Annotated in this window: 18 protein-coding genes; 11 read left to right on the top strand and 7 right to left on the bottom strand. The window is 48.5% G+C overall.

The genetic code is table 11. The features are described 5' to 3' along the window. Positions 1-5 precede the first annotated feature (5 nt). Together L9P87_RS05325 and L9P87_RS05320 are read left to right on the top strand one after the other, a co-directional pair. Positions 6-470, top strand: coding sequence for a DUF695 domain-containing protein (locus tag L9P87_RS05325; RefSeq protein WP_237443635.1), 465 nt, complete (start codon positions 6-8; stop codon positions 468-470). Between the two features lie 39 nt (positions 471-509). After that, on the top strand, positions 510-1,772 hold the full coding sequence (locus tag L9P87_RS05320; protein WP_237443634.1) for a valine--pyruvate transaminase: 1,263 nt from the start codon (positions 510-512) through the stop codon (positions 1,770-1,772). A 28-nt stretch (positions 1,773-1,800) separates the two neighbouring features. Here the strand turns inward: L9P87_RS05320 and L9P87_RS05315 are convergent, their stop codons facing one another. Together L9P87_RS05315 and L9P87_RS05310 are read right to left on the bottom strand one after the other, a co-directional pair. Next, positions 1,801-2,391, bottom strand: a complete 591-nt coding sequence (locus L9P87_RS05315) for a hypothetical protein (protein WP_237443633.1) — start codon at positions 2,389-2,391, stop codon at positions 1,801-1,803. Between the two features lie 250 nt (positions 2,392-2,641). Next, a complete protein-coding gene (locus L9P87_RS05310; protein WP_237443632.1) occupies positions 2,642-4,135 on the bottom strand; it encodes an aldehyde dehydrogenase in 1,494 nt (497 codons plus the stop codon). A gap of 217 nt (positions 4,136-4,352) precedes the next feature. Between L9P87_RS05310 and speB the strand changes: the two genes are divergently transcribed. Continuing rightward, positions 4,353-5,267, top strand: coding sequence for an agmatinase (gene speB, locus L9P87_RS05305; RefSeq protein ID WP_237443631.1), 915 nt, complete (start codon positions 4,353-4,355; stop codon positions 5,265-5,267). A 122-nt stretch (positions 5,268-5,389) separates the two neighbouring features. Further along, positions 5,390-5,767 (top strand): YbaN family protein, encoded by a 378-nt coding sequence (locus L9P87_RS05300; RefSeq protein WP_237443630.1) that lies wholly within the window; start codon positions 5,390-5,392, stop codon positions 5,765-5,767. A gap of 42 nt (positions 5,768-5,809) precedes the next feature. Here L9P87_RS05300 and L9P87_RS05295 read toward each other — a convergent pair whose 3' ends face one another. After that, positions 5,810-6,430, bottom strand: a complete 621-nt coding sequence (locus L9P87_RS05295) for a DUF3313 family protein (protein WP_237443629.1) — start codon at positions 6,428-6,430, stop codon at positions 5,810-5,812. 94 nt (positions 6,431-6,524) lie between these two features. After that, entirely contained in the window at positions 6,525-7,697 is a 1,173-nt protein-coding gene (locus L9P87_RS05290) for a MarR family winged helix-turn-helix transcriptional regulator (protein WP_237443628.1), read from the bottom strand. Between the two features lie 131 nt (positions 7,698-7,828). Here L9P87_RS05290 and L9P87_RS05285 point away from each other — a divergent pair, with 131 nt between their 5' ends. Genes L9P87_RS05285 through L9P87_RS05260 form a run of 6 tightly spaced genes read left to right on the top strand, consistent with a single transcriptional unit; the run spans position 7,829 to position 13,375 of the window. Next, positions 7,829-8,704 carry an NAD(P)-dependent oxidoreductase gene (locus tag L9P87_RS05285; RefSeq protein ID WP_237443627.1) on the top strand — a complete coding sequence of 292 codons (876 nt, stop codon included), beginning with the start codon at positions 7,829-7,831 and terminating at the stop codon, positions 8,702-8,704. A gap of 5 nt (positions 8,705-8,709) precedes the next feature. After that, a complete protein-coding gene (locus L9P87_RS05280) occupies positions 8,710-10,185 on the top strand; it encodes an aldehyde dehydrogenase family protein (protein WP_237443626.1) in 1,476 nt (491 codons plus the stop codon). A 13-nt stretch (positions 10,186-10,198) separates the two neighbouring features. After that, positions 10,199-10,993, top strand: a complete 795-nt coding sequence (locus L9P87_RS05275; protein ID WP_237443625.1) for an SDR family oxidoreductase — start codon at positions 10,199-10,201, stop codon at positions 10,991-10,993. A 25-nt stretch (positions 10,994-11,018) separates the two neighbouring features. Beyond that, positions 11,019-11,768, top strand: coding sequence for an SDR family oxidoreductase (locus L9P87_RS05270; protein ID WP_237443624.1), 750 nt, complete (start codon positions 11,019-11,021; stop codon positions 11,766-11,768). A 29-nt stretch (positions 11,769-11,797) separates the two neighbouring features. Further along, on the top strand, positions 11,798-12,160 hold the full coding sequence (locus tag L9P87_RS05265) for a carboxymuconolactone decarboxylase family protein (RefSeq protein WP_237443623.1): 363 nt from the start codon (positions 11,798-11,800) through the stop codon (positions 12,158-12,160). A 12-nt stretch (positions 12,161-12,172) separates the two neighbouring features. Beyond that, complete coding sequence (locus L9P87_RS05260; RefSeq protein WP_237443622.1) at positions 12,173-13,375, top strand: cytochrome P450; 1,203 nt, start codon at positions 12,173-12,175, stop codon at positions 13,373-13,375. 45 nt (positions 13,376-13,420) lie between these two features. On the opposite strand, the gene L9P87_RS05255 is transcribed toward L9P87_RS05260, so the two are convergent. From L9P87_RS05255 to L9P87_RS05245, 3 genes are read right to left on the bottom strand one after another with little or no spacing between them, the layout of a single operon-like run. Next, complete coding sequence (locus L9P87_RS05255; protein WP_237443621.1) at positions 13,421-16,036, bottom strand: ATP-binding response regulator; 2,616 nt, start codon at positions 16,034-16,036, stop codon at positions 13,421-13,423. Further along, positions 16,029-16,964, bottom strand: a complete 936-nt coding sequence (locus L9P87_RS05250) for a class I SAM-dependent methyltransferase (RefSeq protein ID WP_237443620.1) — start codon at positions 16,962-16,964, stop codon at positions 16,029-16,031. Before L9P87_RS05250 ends, L9P87_RS05255 begins: the two co-directional genes overlap by 8 nt. Before the next feature lie 3 nt (positions 16,965-16,967). Beyond that, positions 16,968-17,600 carry a response regulator gene (locus L9P87_RS05245; protein WP_237443619.1) on the bottom strand — a complete coding sequence of 211 codons (633 nt, stop codon included), beginning with the start codon at positions 17,598-17,600 and terminating at the stop codon, positions 16,968-16,970. A 507-nt stretch (positions 17,601-18,107) separates the two neighbouring features. Between L9P87_RS05245 and L9P87_RS05240 the strand changes: the two genes are divergently transcribed. Next, positions 18,108-18,851 carry a helix-turn-helix transcriptional regulator gene (locus L9P87_RS05240; RefSeq protein WP_237443618.1) on the top strand — a complete coding sequence of 248 codons (744 nt, stop codon included), beginning with the start codon at positions 18,108-18,110 and terminating at the stop codon, positions 18,849-18,851. The last annotated feature ends 58 nt before the right edge of the window (positions 18,852-18,909 follow it).

Below are 18,909 nucleotides of genomic sequence, written 5' to 3'. Positions count from 1 at the left end.
TTTTTGTGAGTGTATCTAAATTTGTGGTTGCCGAGCCTATTTTTACTGTGGTTCAGCGTGAGGATGAAAACAGCCCTGTTTATGCCGCTATCAATACTGTTCTAGCCGATTTTAATGAAGAGCAGCAGCAGTATTTTGGCTGGCAGCTGTCGTTGATTATGGATTTGAATACCGAGACAGAGACAGGTCTGCCCGATGCGGCGGAAGCCAAGGAAATTGAACCTTTTTGCACCGAGCTTGACCGTTTGATTAGTGCCGACGGCAATGCCGTGCCGCTGGCTAGAATCAGCTGGAAAAAGACCTATGAGTTATTGTTTCGCGTCTATAATCCGGTCGAGGCTGATAAGGTGCTGCAGACCTTGATCGAAGCGGAAGAGAACCCAAGACCGTTTACCTATACCATCGACCCGGATGAACAGTGGGAAATGGCCGCCGACTATACTAAGGGTTTCAATACTCAGCCGTCGTAATGTCGAGCACAGGGTGCGTTGTAGCGTAGAGAGGACAGTGTGAAATTATCGGTATTTGGACAAAAATTTGCCACTAACTCCGGGATTGTCGATTTAATGGCAGACCTCGGCAGTGCGCTGAATGAAAACCCAGAGATGATTTTTATGGGCGGCGGTAACCCAGCCCGATTGGAACAGCTCGATACGGTGTTTGCCAAGCGGTTACAGACCCTGGTAGAAGACGACGAGAAACGTCACAGCTTGCTCGGCATCTATCAATCCCCCCAGGGAGAGCTGGAGTTTCGTCAGCAAATATCGACACTGCTATCCGACCAGCTTGGCTGGCCAATCAATTCCGATAATATCGCCATCTCAAATGGTAGTCAGTCGGCATTTTTTGTGCTCTACAACATGTTTGCCGGTGAGATGCCCGACGGCAGTCACAAGACCATCCACCTGCCCTTGGCGCCTGAGTATATTGGTTATTCAGAAATTGGTCTGTCGGAGAATTTCTTCTCGGCGACGCGGCCGAAAATCGACCTGCTCGACGATGATTTATTTAAGTATCGGGTCGATTTCAATGAACTGCATATCGATGATGGTGTGGCGGCACTCTGTGTCTCACGGCCAACCAACCCCACGGGTAATGTGCTGACCGATAATGAAATTGAGCAGCTGGACCGGATTGCCAAGGATCAGGATATTCCACTGATTATCGATGGCGCCTACGGTTTACCGTTTCCTAATATTCTGTTTACCGAGGCCAAGCCACACTGGAATGACAACACCATTGTGGTGCTGAGCTTATCCAAGTTAGGTTTGCCCGGCGTGAGAACCGGTATTATTGTCGCCAAGGAAGAGATTGTTAAGGCCTACGCTAACGCAAATACTGTGTTGAGCTTGGCCTGCGGCAATCTCGGGCCAGCAATCGCCGGCGAGTTGTTCGAGAGCGGTGAGGTATTAAGCCTTAGCCAGACGGTGGTAAAACCGTTCTACCAACAACAGGCATTGCAAACCGTCGACTGGTTCCGCACCGCGCTAAAGGGTTTGCCATTCCGTATCCATAAACCAGAGGGCGCTATCTTTCTGTGGCTGTGGTTTGAAGGCTTGCCGATCAGCAGTCAGGCGCTTTACCAGCGATTGAAACAGCGGGGTGTGTTGATTGTCCCCGGCCATAACTTCTTCCCCGGCCTCGATGAACAGTGGCAGCATAAGAACGAATGTATTCGGGTGTCCTATGCGCAGAGCGCCTCGGTGGTAAAGCAGGGGGTTGATATTATTGCTGACGAGGTGCGCAAAGCCTTTGCCGACAAGCAGGTTTAGTCACCTCGTTAGTGATCGGCCTTGCTGTCTAAAAGGCAATGCCGCTATTTTTTGACACCTTCAGAGCCTTGCGACTGTTGCTATCGAGCATTTGCCACTGCTGCCAATAGACGATCTGAGACTTCTTAACCTTGCCCTGGTTTTTCTTGAACCACTGTGGCTGCTCGATTTCTGCCGTTGTGGTCAGAGGCAGCTGTTGATAGTTGAGGGCGCTGTAGCGCTGTTGGCTCAGGGGCATTAACTGACTGCTCTTGCTATTGGCTGCATCAATAAGTACAAAATAACGCCGGCCGGCGATGACGTTGGCCTCGATAAAGTTGGCAGTTTTGTTCTGGTAAGCCATAAAATAATAATGACCGGGGGTGATGTCGAGGCTGAACTTGCTGCCGGATTCGATAGGGGCCACCGGAATTCTTTCGCGGCTGATTCGATATAGCTCGACATCACTCTGCTGCAGCACACCCTGGGAGGGGCGAACGAAAACAATCTGCGCCATATCGGCTGGCGGTGCGGTTAGTGTGGTGTTTTTTTCTGTGGTTGCTAAAGATTGTTGCTGTGGTGGTTGGCTGGTACAGGCGGAGAGTAACATAAGGCTGGCAAGTAGCAGATTTCTATACACGGTTAATCCTTTAATATTCGTTGATATAGTGTAATCGTTAGAATTAAAAGATTATAGAAACGTTAAAATAAGAGCGAAAGCAGTTTTTGTTATTTTTGATATTTGCGTCGGGTATTAATACAGAAAGTGAAATTTATCAGTGATTGACTGGTACGGTTGTGCGGTATTGGGACGCATTTATCCTATATATTATTTGTTGCTTGATGGCAGAGAATACGATGGCCTGGGGCCATCGTACTCATCGGGTTGCCTACTCGAGGTTAATCCATGTTGTCTTCAGCTCGGTGTAATCATCGAAGGCATGAATGGATTTATCGCGGCCGTTGCCCGACTGCTTGAAGCCACCAAAGGGGACGGTGATATCACCACCAAAGTAGTTGTTGACGCCGACGGTACCGGCACGAATTTTCTCCGCCACCGACAGGGCGGTGCCAATATCGCGACTCCAAACTGCACCGGCAAGGCCATAGATGGAATCGTTGGCAATGGCAATTGCCTCCTCCTTGGTCTTGAACGTCATCACCGCTAATACGGGACCGAACACCTCTTCCTGAGCGATACGCATATCGTTGGTTACACCGGTAAAGATGACGGGGTTAAGATAGTGGCCGCCACTGTCAGGGAAGACATTGCTGTCGCCGCCGTGACGGGTGCAGCCTTCGCCGTCGCCAATGGCAATGTATTCACTGACAGTATTGAATTGAGATTTGTCGACCATGGGGCCAAGAGTGGTGGCGGGGTCGAGCACGTCGCCCACCTGCCAGGCCTTGGTGGCCTCGATCACCTTGGCGACGAACTCATCGTGAATGCTTTCTTCAACGATCAAGCGGGTGCCCGCGGTACAGGTCTGGCCGCCATTATAAAAGCAGGCCAGTGCTGCCGCCGAGGCTGCCTTGTCGAGATCGGCATCGGCGAAGACGATGTTAGGGCTTTTACCACCGAGTTCGTTGAACACGCGTTTGAGGTTCGATTGACCAGAGTATTCTAGCAATTTCTTACCGATAGGTGTTGAGCCGGTAAAGGTCAGGCCATCGATGTCCATGTGGGTGGCGAGGTGGGCGCCCATGCTGCCACCGGGCCCAGGCAATACCTGTAGTACGCCGTCGGGTAGGCCGGCTTCCTTGGCCAAGCCAGCGATACGAATCGCGGTGAGCGGGGTATTGGAGGCGGGCTTAAGAATGACCGAGTTGCCGCTGGCAATCGAAGGGCCGAGTTTCCAGGCGGTGGTCGACAGCGGGAAGTTCCACGGCACAATGGCGGCGACCACACCCAGGGGAAGGCGAGTCACTAAGCCGAGCGAGTCTTTGTCGGTGGGCGCGATTTGCTCATAGATTTTGTCGACGGCTTCACCGCTCCAGCGGATGGTGCGAATGGCGCCGGGGACGTCAGAGCCAGTGGTATCGCTGATCGGCTTACCGACATCGAGGGTCTCGAGCAACGCCAGTTCATCGGCATTGTCTTCGATCAGCTGCGCCCATTTCACCATGACAGCGCGGCGGGCATCGGGTGATTGATCACTCCAAACGCCGGATTCATAGGCGGCACGGGCACCGGCAACGGCGATATCGGCGTCTTCGGCGCCACAGTTGGCGACATCGGCGAGCACATCACCATTCGATGGGTTGATGGTCTGGCGAGTATTGCCGGATAGAGCATCGACGTACTGACCGTTAATAAAGGCACGGCTTTCAATTTGTAGGTCGGCGGCCATCTGTTGCCATTGGGCTTTGCTTTTGCTGGTCATTGGTTTTCCTTTTGTCGTTACTGCGTTGAGCCACAGTGTGCTTTTATTATTCAGTCACTAGGATATAGGTTAGTTAGATTAAGCTTTCCGGGCGATTAAGCAATATCACTAAAGAGGTATGTAAAGCAGGTGACGATTGCTCGATACTAGTGTTCAATGTGATTATTCTGTCATTATTATTCAATGACTTAACAACAATACCGAGGCAAAAACGGCCATGTCAGATCATCCCTTTGTTAATGATATCTCGCTGTATGCGAATAATTTTTCTTATATGGGGCGCAAACTCAGCCGTGAGTTAGCCGATGATGTCGATGCCGTCGTGCTCGGTGTGCCCTATGATATGGCAACAACAGGCCGTCCGGGTACCCGCTTCGGGCCCAACGGTGTGCGCCAGGCCAGTGTTACTCTGCGCTGGGAGGAGGCACGTTGGCCGTGGCGCTTTAGGTTGTTCGAACAGCTCAACGTCATCGACTATGGTGATGTCGATTTTGAGCCGGGTAACAGCCAGCACATGATGGACCAGGTTGTCGCCGACGCGGATGCAATCATCGCCAGCGGCAAGAAATTACTCAGTTTTGGTGGCGATCACTTTGTCACTCTGCCGTTGTTGCAGGCTGTGCATAAGACCCACGGTAAAATGGCACTGATACATTTTGATGCGCATACTGATACCTACAGCGAGGGCGGCGAGTTTGATCACGGTACAATGTTTTACCGTGCGCCCCAGTTAGGGCTGATTGACCCCGCTCATTCAGTGCAGATTGGTATTCGTACCGAGTATGGCTATGACGATCACCCCTTTAAGGTAATCGACGCGGCCCAGGCCAACGATCAAAGTGTCGAGCAGATTGTCGAGCAGGTGCGCCAGCGAGTGGGTAATCTACCGGTCTACGTGACCTTCGATATTGACTGTCTGGACCCCGCCTATGCGCCGGGCACTGGTACGCCGGTTGTGGGTGGATTGACCAGTGATAAGGCGATGAAGATTATCCGCGGCCTGCAGTCGCTCAATATTGTCGCCGCCGATGTGGTTGAGGTGGCGCCCTGTTATGACCAGGCGGAAATCACCTCGCTTGCCGGTGCCTCAATTGGACTTGAGTTATTGCACCTATTTGCAGTCAAAAAATAGCGTTTTCAGTAAGGCTCAACCGCTGGCGTCAGACAGACGCTGCCGCTGCGGCCTGTTATAGTTGGCTGACCGAATGGCGTCGTCGTGATATGCTGAATACCGGTATTTAACGAAGACGTTGTATGAAGTATTTTTTGCTGGCTGTGGGATGGATTAGCTTGGTTTTGGGTGTGTTGGGTATTTTCTTGCCGGTGCTACCGACAACGCCCTTCTTATTGTTAACGGCTGCCTGTTTCTCAAAGGGGTCACCTACAGCCCACCGATGGCTGATCAACCATCCATGGTTTGGCAAGACTATTCAGCACTATCAATCTGGGCTTGGTATTCCGTTAAGGATTAAAATCAAAGCGATCATTACCATGTGGCTGACGATTTCGCTATCGGCCTATTTCTTTATCCCCATTGTGGCGGTTAAGATTTTATTGTTGGTGATTGCCAGTTGTGTCACCGGCTATATTCTTTGGTTGCCGACGCTGGATGACTCGTCGTTAGAGGATTAGCTCTTGCTGTTGGCCGCACCGGGCTGGCGCGGCCATTCACTGCTATTGCTGGGCCGAATCCAGCAACTGACGCAGGTGTTTGCCCCAGATATGGAATAGCTTGTCGGCATCTTGCAGTCGGGCCACATCGGTATTCGGTTGATAGTCTTCGCCGGTTTCTTCGGTGCCCTCAAGTAAGTAGATAAGCTTGCCGGTGGCGCCATCGCGTAACTGCAGTAGCAGTCTAATCTCGCCGCTCCCCTTGGTGAGCAGCTCGGTGTCCTTTCGGTCTGCATAGGGGGTGAAGCTGATAATGCTTACGTTGATCACCAAGACCCCAGCTTGTTCGTCATCGACGACAGCGTAATCACTGTTCGCCTCGATGCCAGCTTTGATCGATTGCTTAAACATAGTTTGCAGCTGTTTGATATTTTTCTTTGGAATATCCCAGCGGAAATTTTTCTGATCGAGCCAGGGCGCCGGGATGATTTTGGTGTCAGTTAGATCAAAGGGCTGGATATAAAACTGCCGATAGTCCGCCAGGCTTTGTTGTTCACTCATGTACTCCGCTTCGATCTTTATCGTCGAGTCAGTATTCTGGGCGGGGCTGGCCGCTATTAAACTGGTACTGATGAACAGGCTAAATAGCGTCGCGCTAAGGGGGGTAAGAATCCGTCTCTTCATTATATTATTCTCATTATTTTAGTCACAGCAAAGGTGTCTAACGAGTGTAATCGTGGCTCCGATTATTGGCAAGCCTCTGTCGGCACTGAGGTGCTCAAGACTTTGTTGGTCGCCCGGCCAGTTGTTTGCACAGCGCACGCCCTCGGCGCTGCCCCCAATAGTGTTCCAGTGGCTTTTGATTGCTATTAATCTGACTTTTTTCTAAGCGCTGTAGGCTGTCTTTCGTTAACCGTATATTGCCCGCCGCATCGGTCTCTGTCAGCGTCGGGTCCAGCGCTGTTGCCAGTGCAAGCAACAGTGTTTCAGGTGATGGCTGAGGTTTGTCGTCGGCGTTGTAGTCGTCGATGTTGATCGTGCCGGCTGCAACGGTTGGCGATGAGGGGGTGGTGACAAAATGGCTGTGCAATTGCCATAAAAGATGCTCGAAGTGCTTGAATCTCTGGTCGCCAATCTCTCGGCCGGCCTGTTCTTTGAGGGACGCTATTGCATCGCATGCGCTGTCGATCAGAGTGAGTCCGCGATGGGTGAATACGATGCGCTTGGCCATCGATGGCTGGGTGATCCGTTTGACATAGTCGTCATCTTCCAGGGCATTGATAATGCGGGTAATCGCCTGTTTGCTGGCATTGTTGATTTGCGCAAGCTGGGCGATCGTCGCCCCTTGCATGCCGATATGGTTGAGTACCTGTTCATAGGACATCTGTAGGCCGGGGTGGCCGCTGGCGATGGTCAGGGCCATCAAGCGACGCTGGAACAGTGCCGCAAGCTCGATAAGAGAGGCGATGCAGATCGGGGGTGTGGTGACGGGGCGGGGCTTGGTCAGCGTGCTTAAAACACTTTGTAGTTGGGACAGCTCATGTTGACTGAGCTGCTGATCGAATTGATGCTGCAGATCATCCAGCCTCGCCTTGCCCTGTTGAAGCAGTTGCTGTCCGCGCTCGGTAAGAGCGACTAACTTGGCGCGGCCATCGCTGGGGTCGCTAATCCGATGCAGATACCCAGCCTGCTCAACGGCTTTTAGTTGTTGGTCACAGTTTTGTTTGGACACGGCCATCAGCTTGGCTAATTGACCAATTTGTATCCCCTTGCTGCCGGGTATATTGAGTAGCGGTTCCCAGGTGATTTTTAGAGCCGTATGGCCGCACTCATTTTGCAGGTAGTGCATGAGCTCCGCGCGAAAGTAATGAGAGAGTGCCAGTAGTGGCCGCATAAAGTTGTGCTGATAGCGTTGTTGTAACTGCAGCAAATTGTCTTGATCAATAATCATTAGCGGTTTTATGTCTGTGATGAGTGACGTTGATGAGAGGAGGAAAGGCTTATTTAGACAATAAATGTTTATTGACCAGATTGCCAGTCACTGTTTAACTGTTGATAAAAAATAACAACAAGGATGAAGTGATGACACTCACCACGATGGGGTTTGTCGGCCTGGGTAACATTGGCAAGCCGATGGCATCGACATTGCTGGCGGCGCTGAAGCAGCAATCGATAGTGCTCAAGGTATATGACATCAATCACACTGCCGTGGCGGAGTTGGTTGAGCAAGGGGCTATAGGCTGTCGCGATCTCGCCGACTTGGCCGACTGTCAAATTGTTGGGCTCTGTGTGCGCGGCGATGACGATGTTGATGATTTGATCACGGCAGGCCTGTTTGATGTCTTAGCCGCTGACGCCATTGTCGCCGTGCACAGTACCGTGACCCGAGACAACGTGCTGCGTTGGCATCAACAGGCGAAAGATTGCGATATTCATCTACTCGATGCCCCGATCACTGGTGGAGCTCAGGGAGCGAAAAACGGTACATTATGCATGATGGTTGGTGCGGATCAGGCATTATTTCGCCGTGTTGCTGAGGGTTACAGCATCAGTGCAAAACAGGTTATCCACACCGGTGATGTCGGCAGCGGTGTGGTTTTCAAGCTGGCCAATAATATGATGACTTACGCCCAATTCGCCGCCATCTCTGAGGCGGTGGCATTGGTGACCGCCTCGGGGCTGAACCCTGAGACTGTGTATCAGATTGGCGAGGCTAATGGTGTCGTTTCTGCTCAAATGAAAACCTTTATCAGCAACCGGGAAATGTTAGCCGCAGGCTGTAGCTCAGAAGATATGAACACCTTGATGGGGCCCTTTGTTGGGCTGGCGGAAAAAGATCTCGATCATGCCCTGGTCTTGGCGGATCAGCTGTCGCTGTCACTGGATACCAGCAAAATTGTTCGCCGGCATATCCGTACCACGTTTTTAAAAAATACTGCTTCGCAGGACAGGGGGTAACGAGAATGCAACAGCCAGATTACGGGGAGGCCAGGCTGTATATCGATGGCGAATTATGTGCAGCAGAAGGGCGGCGGGAGTATGACAATATTGCGCCAGCCACAGCAAAATTGATTGGCCGCGCTGCCGATGCGTCAATCGCCGACGCCGATAAAGCGCTGACCGCAGCCAGACAGGCTTTTGATCGCACGGCCTGGTCAATGGATCATCAGGGCCGAATAACCGCGCTGAAGAAATTTGTCGAGGCGATGCGAGCAGAGATCAAAAGCCTACAGGATGCGATGGTTGCGGAGGCCGGGTCAACGCGACACAACGCAGAGACCGCGCAGGTTAACGGGCCTATTGCGATGACCGATTGGGTGATTGACTATCTCGAGCAGTTCGAATGGCAGCGGGACTTGGGGGAATACACCCTGACGGCTTTTGGCACCACCAGTCGTCGCGTGTTATGTCGGGAGGCTGTTGGTGTGGTGGCCGCTATTACGCCATGGAATTTTCCGCTGCAGATTATCTTGGCCAAAATCATCCCGGCTCTGGCTGCCGGCTGTACCGTGGTGTTAAAGGCGGCGCCGGACACGCCTTGGACAGCAGCTTTATTGGGGCGTATTGCCCAGCAAAGCAAGGCGTTGCCCAAGGGTGTGTTGAATATATTGACGGCCAGCCAGCCGGCAGATATTGGTCAATTTCTGTCAACAGACCCGCGGGTGGACATGGTGTCGTTTACCGGTTCGACCCGTGTGGGTAGAGAGGTGATGGCAGCAGCAGCGCAGACAGTGAAAAAGGTATTTTTAGAATTAGGCGGAAAATCACCTCATATTATTCTGCCCGATGCGGATTTTGGTGCGGCCTTATTGAACTGTTTGGCGGTGTGCTATCACGCAGGTCAAGGCTGCGTGCTCGCGACTCGTTTATTGGTACCAGCCGACAGATTGGCAGAGGTGGAAACCACGGTCAGTGGTTATTTCGATTTTATTACCCTTGGCGACCCCGAGGCGGCTGGCGCGATTATGGGACCGTTGATTAATCGGCATCAGCGCCAGCGGGTGTTATCGATGATAGAACAGGGGGTTGCTGAGGGCGCGCGATTGATTAAAGGCGGCGGTATCCCCGAAGGCCTGCAACAGGGCTTTTATATCGAGCCGACGATACTTGTTGATGAGCAGGGAAATAGTTGTGTTGCTCAGCAAGAAATCTTCGGCCCGGTGCTGACGATTATCCCCTATCGAGATGTTGAACACGCAATTACCCTGGCCAATAGCAGTGACTATGGCCTTGGCGCGGTGATTAACAGTGGTGATGAAACCGCTGCGATGGCGGTGGCAAAGCGTATCCGTGCCGGCGTGATCAATGTCAATGGAGGGAATTTCTTAGCGCCCGATGTGCCTTTTGGCGGCTACAAACAAAGTGGCATCGGCCGCGAAATGGGGGCAGAGGGATTTGCTGAGTATTTAGAAACAAAAACAATCGCCATAGGCGCATAACAAGGTAGCAGGGATGCATTATTCATTAAGCAACAAGGTTTACATCGTCACCGGTGGTTCCCGGGGCTTTGGTCTGTCCATGGCGAAGGCGTTACTGGCTGCCGGTGCCAGCGTTGGTATTACCGGCCGCAGTAAAGACTCTATGCAGCAGGCGATTGAGATATTGACTGCAGAGCACGACGATTACCGTGACCGGGTCTGTGGTGAACTTGCCGATGTTGCCGACAGCGGCCAGGTTGAACAGGCCTTCGATAATATTGTGCAGCGCTTTGGTCGCCTCGATGGGCTGGTGAATAATGCCGGGCTCGCCCGGGTAGCCAGTACCGAAAATATGGTAGATGAGGAAATTAAGCTGCAGATAAATACTAACTTGTTGGGTGTGGTGTACTGCTGTCGCATGGCAATACGGTATCTGCGTGAGGTTGATAATGGTCGTATTATCAATATCTCATCGGCGACGGCATATCACCATGATGAGATGGTTCACATGGCCGTCTATGCGGCAACAAAATCGGCGGTAGAACGCTTCTCCCGCGACTTACGCCGAGAGTTAGAGGGGGATGCCATTGGTGTCAGTATTATTCGGCCGGGTGCTTCGATGGCAACCGACTTCTCAGCCGGGCTCGATTTTGATCGGCTGGGAGATGCGCTGAAGGCCTGGCAGGATTTAGGACCGCATACCTACGACGGTATGGAACCGGAACATGTGGCTGATGCTGTGGTGTATTGCCTGTCGTGCCCACCAGGATTGGCCATCGATTTGCTGGAGATTAGACCGCATCACAAAATTGATAAAGTCGTTTTTTAAAAACAATAATAACCGAGGTTGTTGTATGGATTTTTCAAGCAAAGTAGTCATTGTAACCGGTGCTGGTGGTGGTATAGGAGAGGGCTATGCCAAGGCCTGCGCACAACAAGGCATGCAGGTAGTGATTGCCGAGCTTGATGCAGAGCAGGGACAACGAGTAGCCAATGAAATTAATCAACAAGCAGGCGGCAAAGCGTTGTTTGTTGCCACCGATATCGCCGATGAGGTATCGGCTAAACAGTGCGCCGATCTTGCTGTTGAGCGCTTTGGCGGCATTGATTATTTGATCAATAATGCGGCCATCTTCGGCGAGATGAAAATACAGGGCTATCTGGATGTAGACCTCGATTATTTGGAAAAATTTATGCGGGTCAACGCCCATGGCTGTCTCATTATGACGCGGGCCGTGGTGCCATATATGGAGCAGCGTGGTGGCGGTGCCATCGTTAACCAATCCTCTACAGCCGCTTGGATGAATATGGGTTTTTATGGTGTTGCCAAGTTAACGATGAATGGTATTACCTGCTCATTAGCGCGAGAGCTTGGCTGGCGAAAAATTCGTATTAATGCCATTGCACCCGGGCCGACAGAAACCCAGGCGTTGAGAAATAATGCCGGCGATTATGCTGATGAAATCGCTAAAACCATGCCGATAGCACGCTTGGGCACGCCGGAAGATTTGGCCTCCAGCGTGCTGTTTCTTTTGTCTGATGAGGCGTCGTGGATTACCGGACATATTATGAATGTCGACGGCGGTCAGTTGATGCGGCTTTAAAAAATAAATAATAGCAGGGAGTAATAACTGTGGAGAAGCGTGAAATAGGGGTGGCAATGTACCGGGAAGTGTATTGTAACGAGCTGCCTGAGCCGCCGGCGGCAGGTGAGGATAAATTTTTCGATTCGATGCTAGAGAATTTATTTGGTGAGCTGTGGGCCGATGCTCAACTGACCATTGAGCAGAAACGATTACTATTGCTGGGCGCCATTTTAGCCCAGGGTGAGGAGATGATGTTTACTATCCAGGCTCGCTGCGCCATGAAACGTGGCGAGTTGAGCTATTCACAACTGGAAGAAGCTGTCAGATTTATGACCCAATATGTCGGCTACCCAAAAGCGGCTAGATTACGCATGGCGTTGATGGGTTTAAGTAAAGAATTTAACGTGTAATGAGACCCTATTATGTCAGAGCTAACACTGCCTAAACAGGCACTATTTAACCCTTATGATTGGTCGTTTCATGAGAATCCTTTTCCCGTTTATGAACAGCTGCGAGAACACTACCCAGTTTACTATAATGAGGAGCTGAACTTCTACGCACTGTCCCGCTACGACGATGTCGTCCAGGCCTTTAAGAATTGGCCAGTGTATTCTAACAGTGCAGGTGTGGCGCTGGAGAATGTCAGTGACGATGTCAGCAAGGTTTTTTCTATTTTGGGCATGGATCCGCCTAGGCAGCAGGCTGTTCGCGGTATTGTGCGCAAGGTATTTACTCCTCGCCGGATTATTGAATTAGAGCCTGTTTTACAACGGCTTTGTCAGGAATATATTGCCGACTTTGCAGACAATGGCGAGGTTGATTTTATCGAACAGTTTGCCGGTAAAATACCGATGGATGTGATCAGCGAGATGATCGGTGTGCCGAAGCAAGACCGCGATAGGGTCCGCAACTGGGCTAACAACCTGATTGAGCGAGTCGATGGTAGCCCTGATATTCCCGATATAGCGATAGAGGCTTCCATTGGCTTACTGGGATACTTTGGTGCCATGGTTGCCGAACGTCGCCAGGCAGGTACTAGTGATGACTTAACCGCTCAAATGCTGGCAGCGCAACTCGATGGTGAGCGCTTAAGTGATGAGGAGGTGGTAAGTTTTTTATTCTTAATGAGTGTTGCCGGCAATGAAACAACGACGAAGTTGTTGGCGAATGCCCTGTACTGGGGGCAAAAGCATCCTGAACAGTTCGCTAAGGTGCAGGAGGACCATGCCAATATACCACGCTGGATCGAGGAGACCACACGCTACGATAACTCCTCTCAAATACTCTATCGCATAACCATGGAGGAGGTGACACTGCATGGGGTGACTATTCCCAAGGGCGTCAAAGTCGCATTGCTAGTGGGCGCTGCCAACCGTGATCCGCGTCGATTTGAACAGCCTGATATCTACGATATTGACCGGGATTTAAGCCAAAATGTCGCCTTTGGTAAGGGTGTGCATTTTTGCCTAGGGGCGGCATTGGCCAGGCTGGAGGGCAGGGTGTGTATGGAGGAACTCTTTAAGGTCTACAAGGGATTTCAAGTGGATGAGGCTTCTCTTGTTCGGGTGCACTCCGGAAATGTCAGAGGCTTTAGTCAGATGCAGGTCAGATTTGACCGCAAGTAATCTTGGTTTGGCCGCCGTTTACCTCGGTAATCGGCGGCCATTATGCTACGCAGTATTGCTAGCAAGTGTGAGGTCAAATTGAAATTCGGTGAAGACACCCTCCTCGCTGTTGACTGTTAAGCTGCCGTGGTGACTCTGTATGATGGTATGGCAAATGCTTAGACCCATGCCGATACCCTTACCAACATCTCGAGTGGTATAGAATGGTTCGAAGATTCTGTCAATTTTCTCTTTACCTATGCCGCAACCGCTGTCTTTGAATGAGATAAGCACTCTGCCATTAACTATCTTAGAGTTGATCGAGATATTTCGTTCTTTGCCATTTTTCATGGCGGCGGTGGCGTTATTAATGAGGTTGATAAATACCTGCAATATGTGACTGTTCGAAGCCTTAACCTCGATGTTGCGATCGACATTGTTAGTGATCAGAATTGATATCTGCTTGGTGTCGGCAGAGGTAAAGCGAATAGCCGTATCCACGGTGTTATAGAGTAGAAAGTCGCTGTGCTCGTCGACACTGCCTGGGTGGGCAAAATTATGTAAGTCACTGACAATTTGTTTGATACGTTCCATGCCTTCATGAATATCGTCGACCATTTCCAAACTGTCGGCATCATTAATAATATTGGGCTCACGCTGAAGAATTTGTACTGCAGTGAAGGCGTAATTTAGCGGGTTATTGACCTCATGCAATAAACCGGCTGCGAGGCTGCCAATAGAGTTGAGTTTTTCGCTTTGGATCAGTTGACCCTTGGTAGCCTTCAGGTTAGAAATAGTGGCTTTGAGTTCATTGTTAGAAAGCTCGAGGCCTTTCTGAAATGCTTGAACATCGCTGATGTTGGACAGTCTTGTCTTAAGCTCAGTGGCCGAAAATGGTTTGTTGAGGAAGTCATCAGCACCATTAGTCAGGGCCTGTATCTTCGATTTTTCATCTGTCCGTGCAGTTAGCATAATGATTTTACAGTGGTGATTGTCCACTGATTTAATTTGACGGCATAAATCAATGCCATCGATCTTAGGAAGCATTAGATCAACAAGCGCAAGGCTGGGTTTGTGCTTTTGATATTGTATTAACCCTTGTTCGCCATCACTGGCGGTAATAACGTGATAATGGGGGGAGAGAATATTCTCAAGGTAGCCACGTAAGTCCGGCTCATCTTCAACAACTAATATGCTTGAGGGGTGAGTGGTGTTACCTGATTGTTGTGGTGTTATGAGGTTTGACTCGTCATGGTGCAGGGTATGGCTCTCTACAGGAATGTTGAGATGCATAAAAAAGTCGGCCTTTTTATGCATTTTCTCAAGCGGTGAAAGCTGCATCGGTTTTGAGGTGTCGATGACATCGTCGTTGCAATCCTTTGTCGGGAAGGTTATCGAAACAGTCGTCCCTTGGTTGATGATGCTATCAATGTAGATACTACCATCTAGCTCTTCAACTAACTGTTTGACCAAAGAAAGACCGAGGCCTGTTCCCTGGTAATTTCGTGTTGCGGAGCTGTCGCCTTGGCGAAATGGCTCGAAGACATGAGGCAGATCATTATGGTTGATGCCTATGCCGGTGTCAGAAATATGTGTGGTCAGTTGACCATTGATATATTCAAACGATATTGTAATTTTTCCACCAGGGGGGGTGAATTTAATCGCGTTATTAATAACGTTAATGAAAATTTTATCGAGGGCATCTTTATTGCCATCGATAAACATATTGCTAATATCTTTCATTTTGGCTATGCGGATAGATAATTTTTGTTTGTTTGCGATAACCCGCATGGTTTCGGCTGTTTCAGATATTAGCGATAGAATATGAATGTCTTGACGCTCTCCGATTTGGTGGGCATCGATTTTTATTGAGGTTAGTAAATCGTTAACCAGTTTAAGAAGACGGTAGCTGTTCTTCTTAATAATAGAAGTCAACTCAATTCTTTCATTACGAGACAATGAGTCCCCCCGCTCTAAATCTTCGAGAGGAGATATTATCAGGGTCAATGGCGTGCGCAGCTCGTGACTAATGTTGGCAAAAAATTCTGTTTTTGATTGGTTTGCCCTGGCTAATTCTTTGTTCTTTATGTTGAGCTCATATTGTAGTGAGAACTCAAAAAAACGTTTCTTTTCAGTTGCATAGCATGCAATGCAGCCAATTATTGATGTTAAGGTGAGAAAATAAAGGTTGTTGTAAAGTGTTACTAGGTCGAACCCGTCTTTACCCACATTGTGTAGTGTAATGGCTGCTAAATAGATCGCTATAGACGAGGCTGAGTTTATTATTGCTTTCGTCAATGTAAGTGGTAAGAGTAAGTTGGTACCCATGATGACTAAGTTTATGGCTGCGTAGTAGGGGGACTCGACGCCATTGGTTATATAAATCATGGCGGCTAAAGACGATATCACCATAGTAGGGCAGTAGAATTCAAAGAAGCTTAAGTGATCATTTTTTTTGTTTTTTATTCGATGACAAAAGATGAGGTAAGCAATAACAAGAATAACGATTGTAACAGCCCGAATAATTGCTAACTGCCAGAAGTAATCGGGATAAATAATATAGTCCATGCTGTATCCAGCAGGCATCAAAAGAATCGACACGAGATAGGTCGTTTTAATTTCTTTTTCTTTGGAGGCATTCTTAGATTTGTCGTAAGATTCTAATAGTTTGTTTCTACTCATTGTGTATTTCTATAAAGGAATTTGTTTGGGTGCTGTCAGAATATACAGTCGAATGCTTTGATGTCAGGTTTTGCAGGTGGTTCTTGTTTCTTTGTATCAGGTCCCAGTCTGCAATGTTTCTCATCAGATAGTAAATTGGGTTGGCCTTGGAGACGTTGGTGGCAATAACCTTCCCTCCCTTTTTTGCTTTTCCTTCGAGGGACTTTAATAATAGCTGAGAGGTTCTGTCATCAAGATAGTCGAGTAACCCTGCGCAATAGCATAAATCGTAACCATTGTTGGAGAAATTCCCTCGAATTATATTGTTTGCGGATTTTCTGTGCGTGTTGATTATGGCATTTTTGGCGTCGAGACTGCTGATGACAGTGTCGAGGTAATCGATTGTTTCTTGGTTTGAATCTACAAGATCAATAGTCACCGTTTTATTTGGCGTCAACAACTCTAATGCGGTGAAAATTTCAATAGCAGGGCCGCAGCCAATACTCAGTATTCTTATATCAGATTTTGCACCAGATATTGTGTTGAAAATTATATTCTGAATGATTTTTATTCTATTTCTATGTCCTTCTGCGGTGTCGCTGGATAAAAAGAACTTGTTTAGCAGTGTGGCAAAGTTGCTTTTTTCAGATATTTCATTGTCAAAAATCATTTTCACCATGAGGTAGTCGCCAGGGTACCCCAGTGGTTTTTTAAGAGAACGTTCAAAAAAAGTAGATTCGCTAAGTATTTCAGTTAATTCACTACTGCTCTCATGGGTTTTATTGTTTTTCTTTGATGATTCGCTTTCATAATCGTCAAACAATTCTTTTAATTTTTTTAAAAAATATAAGCTCTCTTTGCTTTTTGTTGAAAATTCTGCTTTTGAAATACTATTTAGCTGTGTCTTTGATCGAACTAGATATGCGAATATCTTCTCAAGGTTTGTCATCGTCTAATGCCCAAAGCGTCCTGTAATGCTTTCGTCTAGAAATATCTCATCGATGAGGAGGTCTATCTTTTGGCAGATTCTTCTTGTTTCATTGTCGTCGTATTGTTCCCTTACTCGCAGGTAATACTTGCTGGCGAACGCTTCTATTCCATGTCGATATACTTTTTCATCAGCGTAGGCTCTCTCGGCATACTCCAACCATTGTTGGCAGTCTTCATTAGCCTCAGCCATAATCTGACTTTCAAAGTCAGTTTTGACTTGGCTGGTGGCATAATTTTTTTCGACAGCCAGTTCAAGCTCTTTGCCCAGGCTTTCTATATCCCAGGGCTTGGGTATGTAGCGAAAAACTTCAACATCATTGATGGCTGATATGGCGCTTTCAATATCGCAATAGGCTGTAGTCAGCATTCTGGTTATACTGGGATGGTTCTGTTGGGCATAGCTTAATAGCTCAGTGCCTAGCTTGTTGGGCATTCTTTGGTCGGTGATAACCACTGAAATGTTACTGTCAGGTTGGTCTAAAAGAAGAATCCCCTCATCCACACTGTCAGCGAGGACAATGTCAAAACTGTGATTAAGTGCACGCTTAAAATATTTTAATTCCTTGGGCTCGTCGTCAACGTATAGGATTTTCATGTAATTTTTCTGTTTAATAAGGCGGTGAATGGTAATTAAGCCTGTTGTTTTCATCGACACTGAATGTGGTGCGTTAGCGACATAGCTAAATTAAGGAGTTAGTCTAACAGGCGTTTTATGTGATGTCTGGCATATAAGCCCAATGAGTCAGCTTTATATCTCGATTACTAGCAAAATACTATCTTGTGTCGGGCGTCAGGTTACCTGCACTTTCTGGCAGGTAGCAGGAATAAATTAAGCCTTTTTTGTGCCGGGTCTCACATTTTTGTCGGTGTTTTTAACAAGTTTAATGCTGTAATTAAAAAAATATCACTACCAAGTATTAATTTTGACAGATGAACTATATAGAGCGTTGCTATTATTTTGTTAAGCTATAGACTTTGTTTGCTAGTACTGGGTAGATCACTCTAACAGTGAAGATTTACCGTTGATGTTTCGATTAGGATAAAAATGCTAGTGGGCCGATGCCGTTGTGCTCATATACAGCTTCAAATGGATTTATTGATTATGAGTTCTTTTAATAGCGCATTACAGCTGACGACGGTCGTCGATGTGTTTCAGTCGTTCAACGGCGCCGATTCCTTTGATGATGTTATTACTGCGACCTCAGACTTGCAAAACCTGTTAGATATCGAAGGTGTTGCCCTGCTTAAGTTGCGTTGTGATGCGGGTAGTGAACGCAAGATTGAAAATTATGTTACCAAAGACTTTGTCAGCAGCGGTGTAAACTCCGAGTGGTCAAAGCAGTATGAAGAGAATGACTATCATGAGGTTGATCCGGTGATAGCTTATTCCGCCCAGGGTAGAAAAGCGTTTAATTGGCCTGTGCTATGCCGGTCATTGGATCTCAGCGAGCGTCAACGGCATTATATGGCGGTTGCAGAGGGTGCTGGTCTTAGCAAAGGTGCCAGTATTGGTCATTTTGAGCGTCGCGGTGTTTGCAACGATTTGCACGTTCTGTCGGTGTCTGGCCGCGAACTTAACCGTGAACACTTGGCGGTGTTAGAGTTGATTGGCTCAAGTGTGGTTAACTCATTGTCGAAGTCTGTGTGTGAGCGGGCAGTATTAACCGCACGTGAGTTGGAGGTGCTGTCTTGGGCCGCCGAGGGTAAGTCAACCTGGGATATCGCGATGATTTGCTCAATCTCAGAGAGAACGGTGAAGTTTCACTTCAATAATATTTTCCATAAGCTCGACACTCAGAGCAGAACGCACGCCATTGTAAAGGCGTTAAAGCAAGGTATTATCTAGGCCTACTTTATTTCTTTTCAGGCATTAACCCGCTGCTGATTTTGCTGCCAATGGTTTA

It is taken from the genome of Sinobacterium norvegicum, assembly GCF_923077115.1.
Lineage (GTDB): Bacteria > Pseudomonadota > Gammaproteobacteria > Pseudomonadales > Sinobacteriaceae > Sinobacterium > Sinobacterium norvegicum.
Note: the sequence above shows the minus strand (reverse complement) of the source record. Positions and strands in the feature narration are given on the sequence as shown.

Excerpts from the sequence above, each read along its gene's own strand:
- L9P87_RS05310 (WP_237443632.1), bottom strand. The coding sequence starts at position 4,135 with ATGACCAGCAAAAGCAAAGCCCAATGGCAACAGATGGCCGCCGACCTA.
- speB (WP_237443631.1), top strand. The coding sequence starts at position 4,353 with ATGTCAGATCATCCCTTTGTTAATGATATCTCGCTGTATGCGAATAAT.
- L9P87_RS05300 (WP_237443630.1), top strand. The coding sequence starts at position 5,390 with ATGAAGTATTTTTTGCTGGCTGTGGGATGGATTAGCTTGGTTTTGGGT.
- L9P87_RS05295 (WP_237443629.1), bottom strand. The coding sequence starts at position 6,430 with ATGAAGAGACGGATTCTTACCCCCCTTAGCGCGACGCTATTTAGCCTG.
- L9P87_RS05290 (WP_237443628.1), bottom strand. The coding sequence starts at position 7,697 with ATGATTATTGATCAAGACAATTTGCTGCAGTTACAACAACGCTATCAG.
- L9P87_RS05285 (WP_237443627.1), top strand. The coding sequence starts at position 7,829 with ATGACACTCACCACGATGGGGTTTGTCGGCCTGGGTAACATTGGCAAG.
- L9P87_RS05280 (WP_237443626.1), top strand. The coding sequence starts at position 8,710 with ATGCAACAGCCAGATTACGGGGAGGCCAGGCTGTATATCGATGGCGAA.
- L9P87_RS05275 (WP_237443625.1), top strand. The coding sequence starts at position 10,199 with ATGCATTATTCATTAAGCAACAAGGTTTACATCGTCACCGGTGGTTCC.
- L9P87_RS05270 (WP_237443624.1), top strand. The coding sequence starts at position 11,019 with ATGGATTTTTCAAGCAAAGTAGTCATTGTAACCGGTGCTGGTGGTGGT.
- L9P87_RS05260 (WP_237443622.1), top strand. The coding sequence starts at position 12,173 with ATGTCAGAGCTAACACTGCCTAAACAGGCACTATTTAACCCTTATGAT.
- L9P87_RS05255 (WP_237443621.1), bottom strand. The coding sequence starts at position 16,036 with ATGAGTAGAAACAAACTATTAGAATCTTACGACAAATCTAAGAATGCC.
- L9P87_RS05250 (WP_237443620.1), bottom strand. The coding sequence starts at position 16,964 with ATGACAAACCTTGAGAAGATATTCGCATATCTAGTTCGATCAAAGACA.
- L9P87_RS05245 (WP_237443619.1), bottom strand. The coding sequence starts at position 17,600 with ATGAAAATCCTATACGTTGACGACGAGCCCAAGGAATTAAAATATTTT.
- L9P87_RS05240 (WP_237443618.1), top strand. The coding sequence starts at position 18,108 with ATGAGTTCTTTTAATAGCGCATTACAGCTGACGACGGTCGTCGATGTG.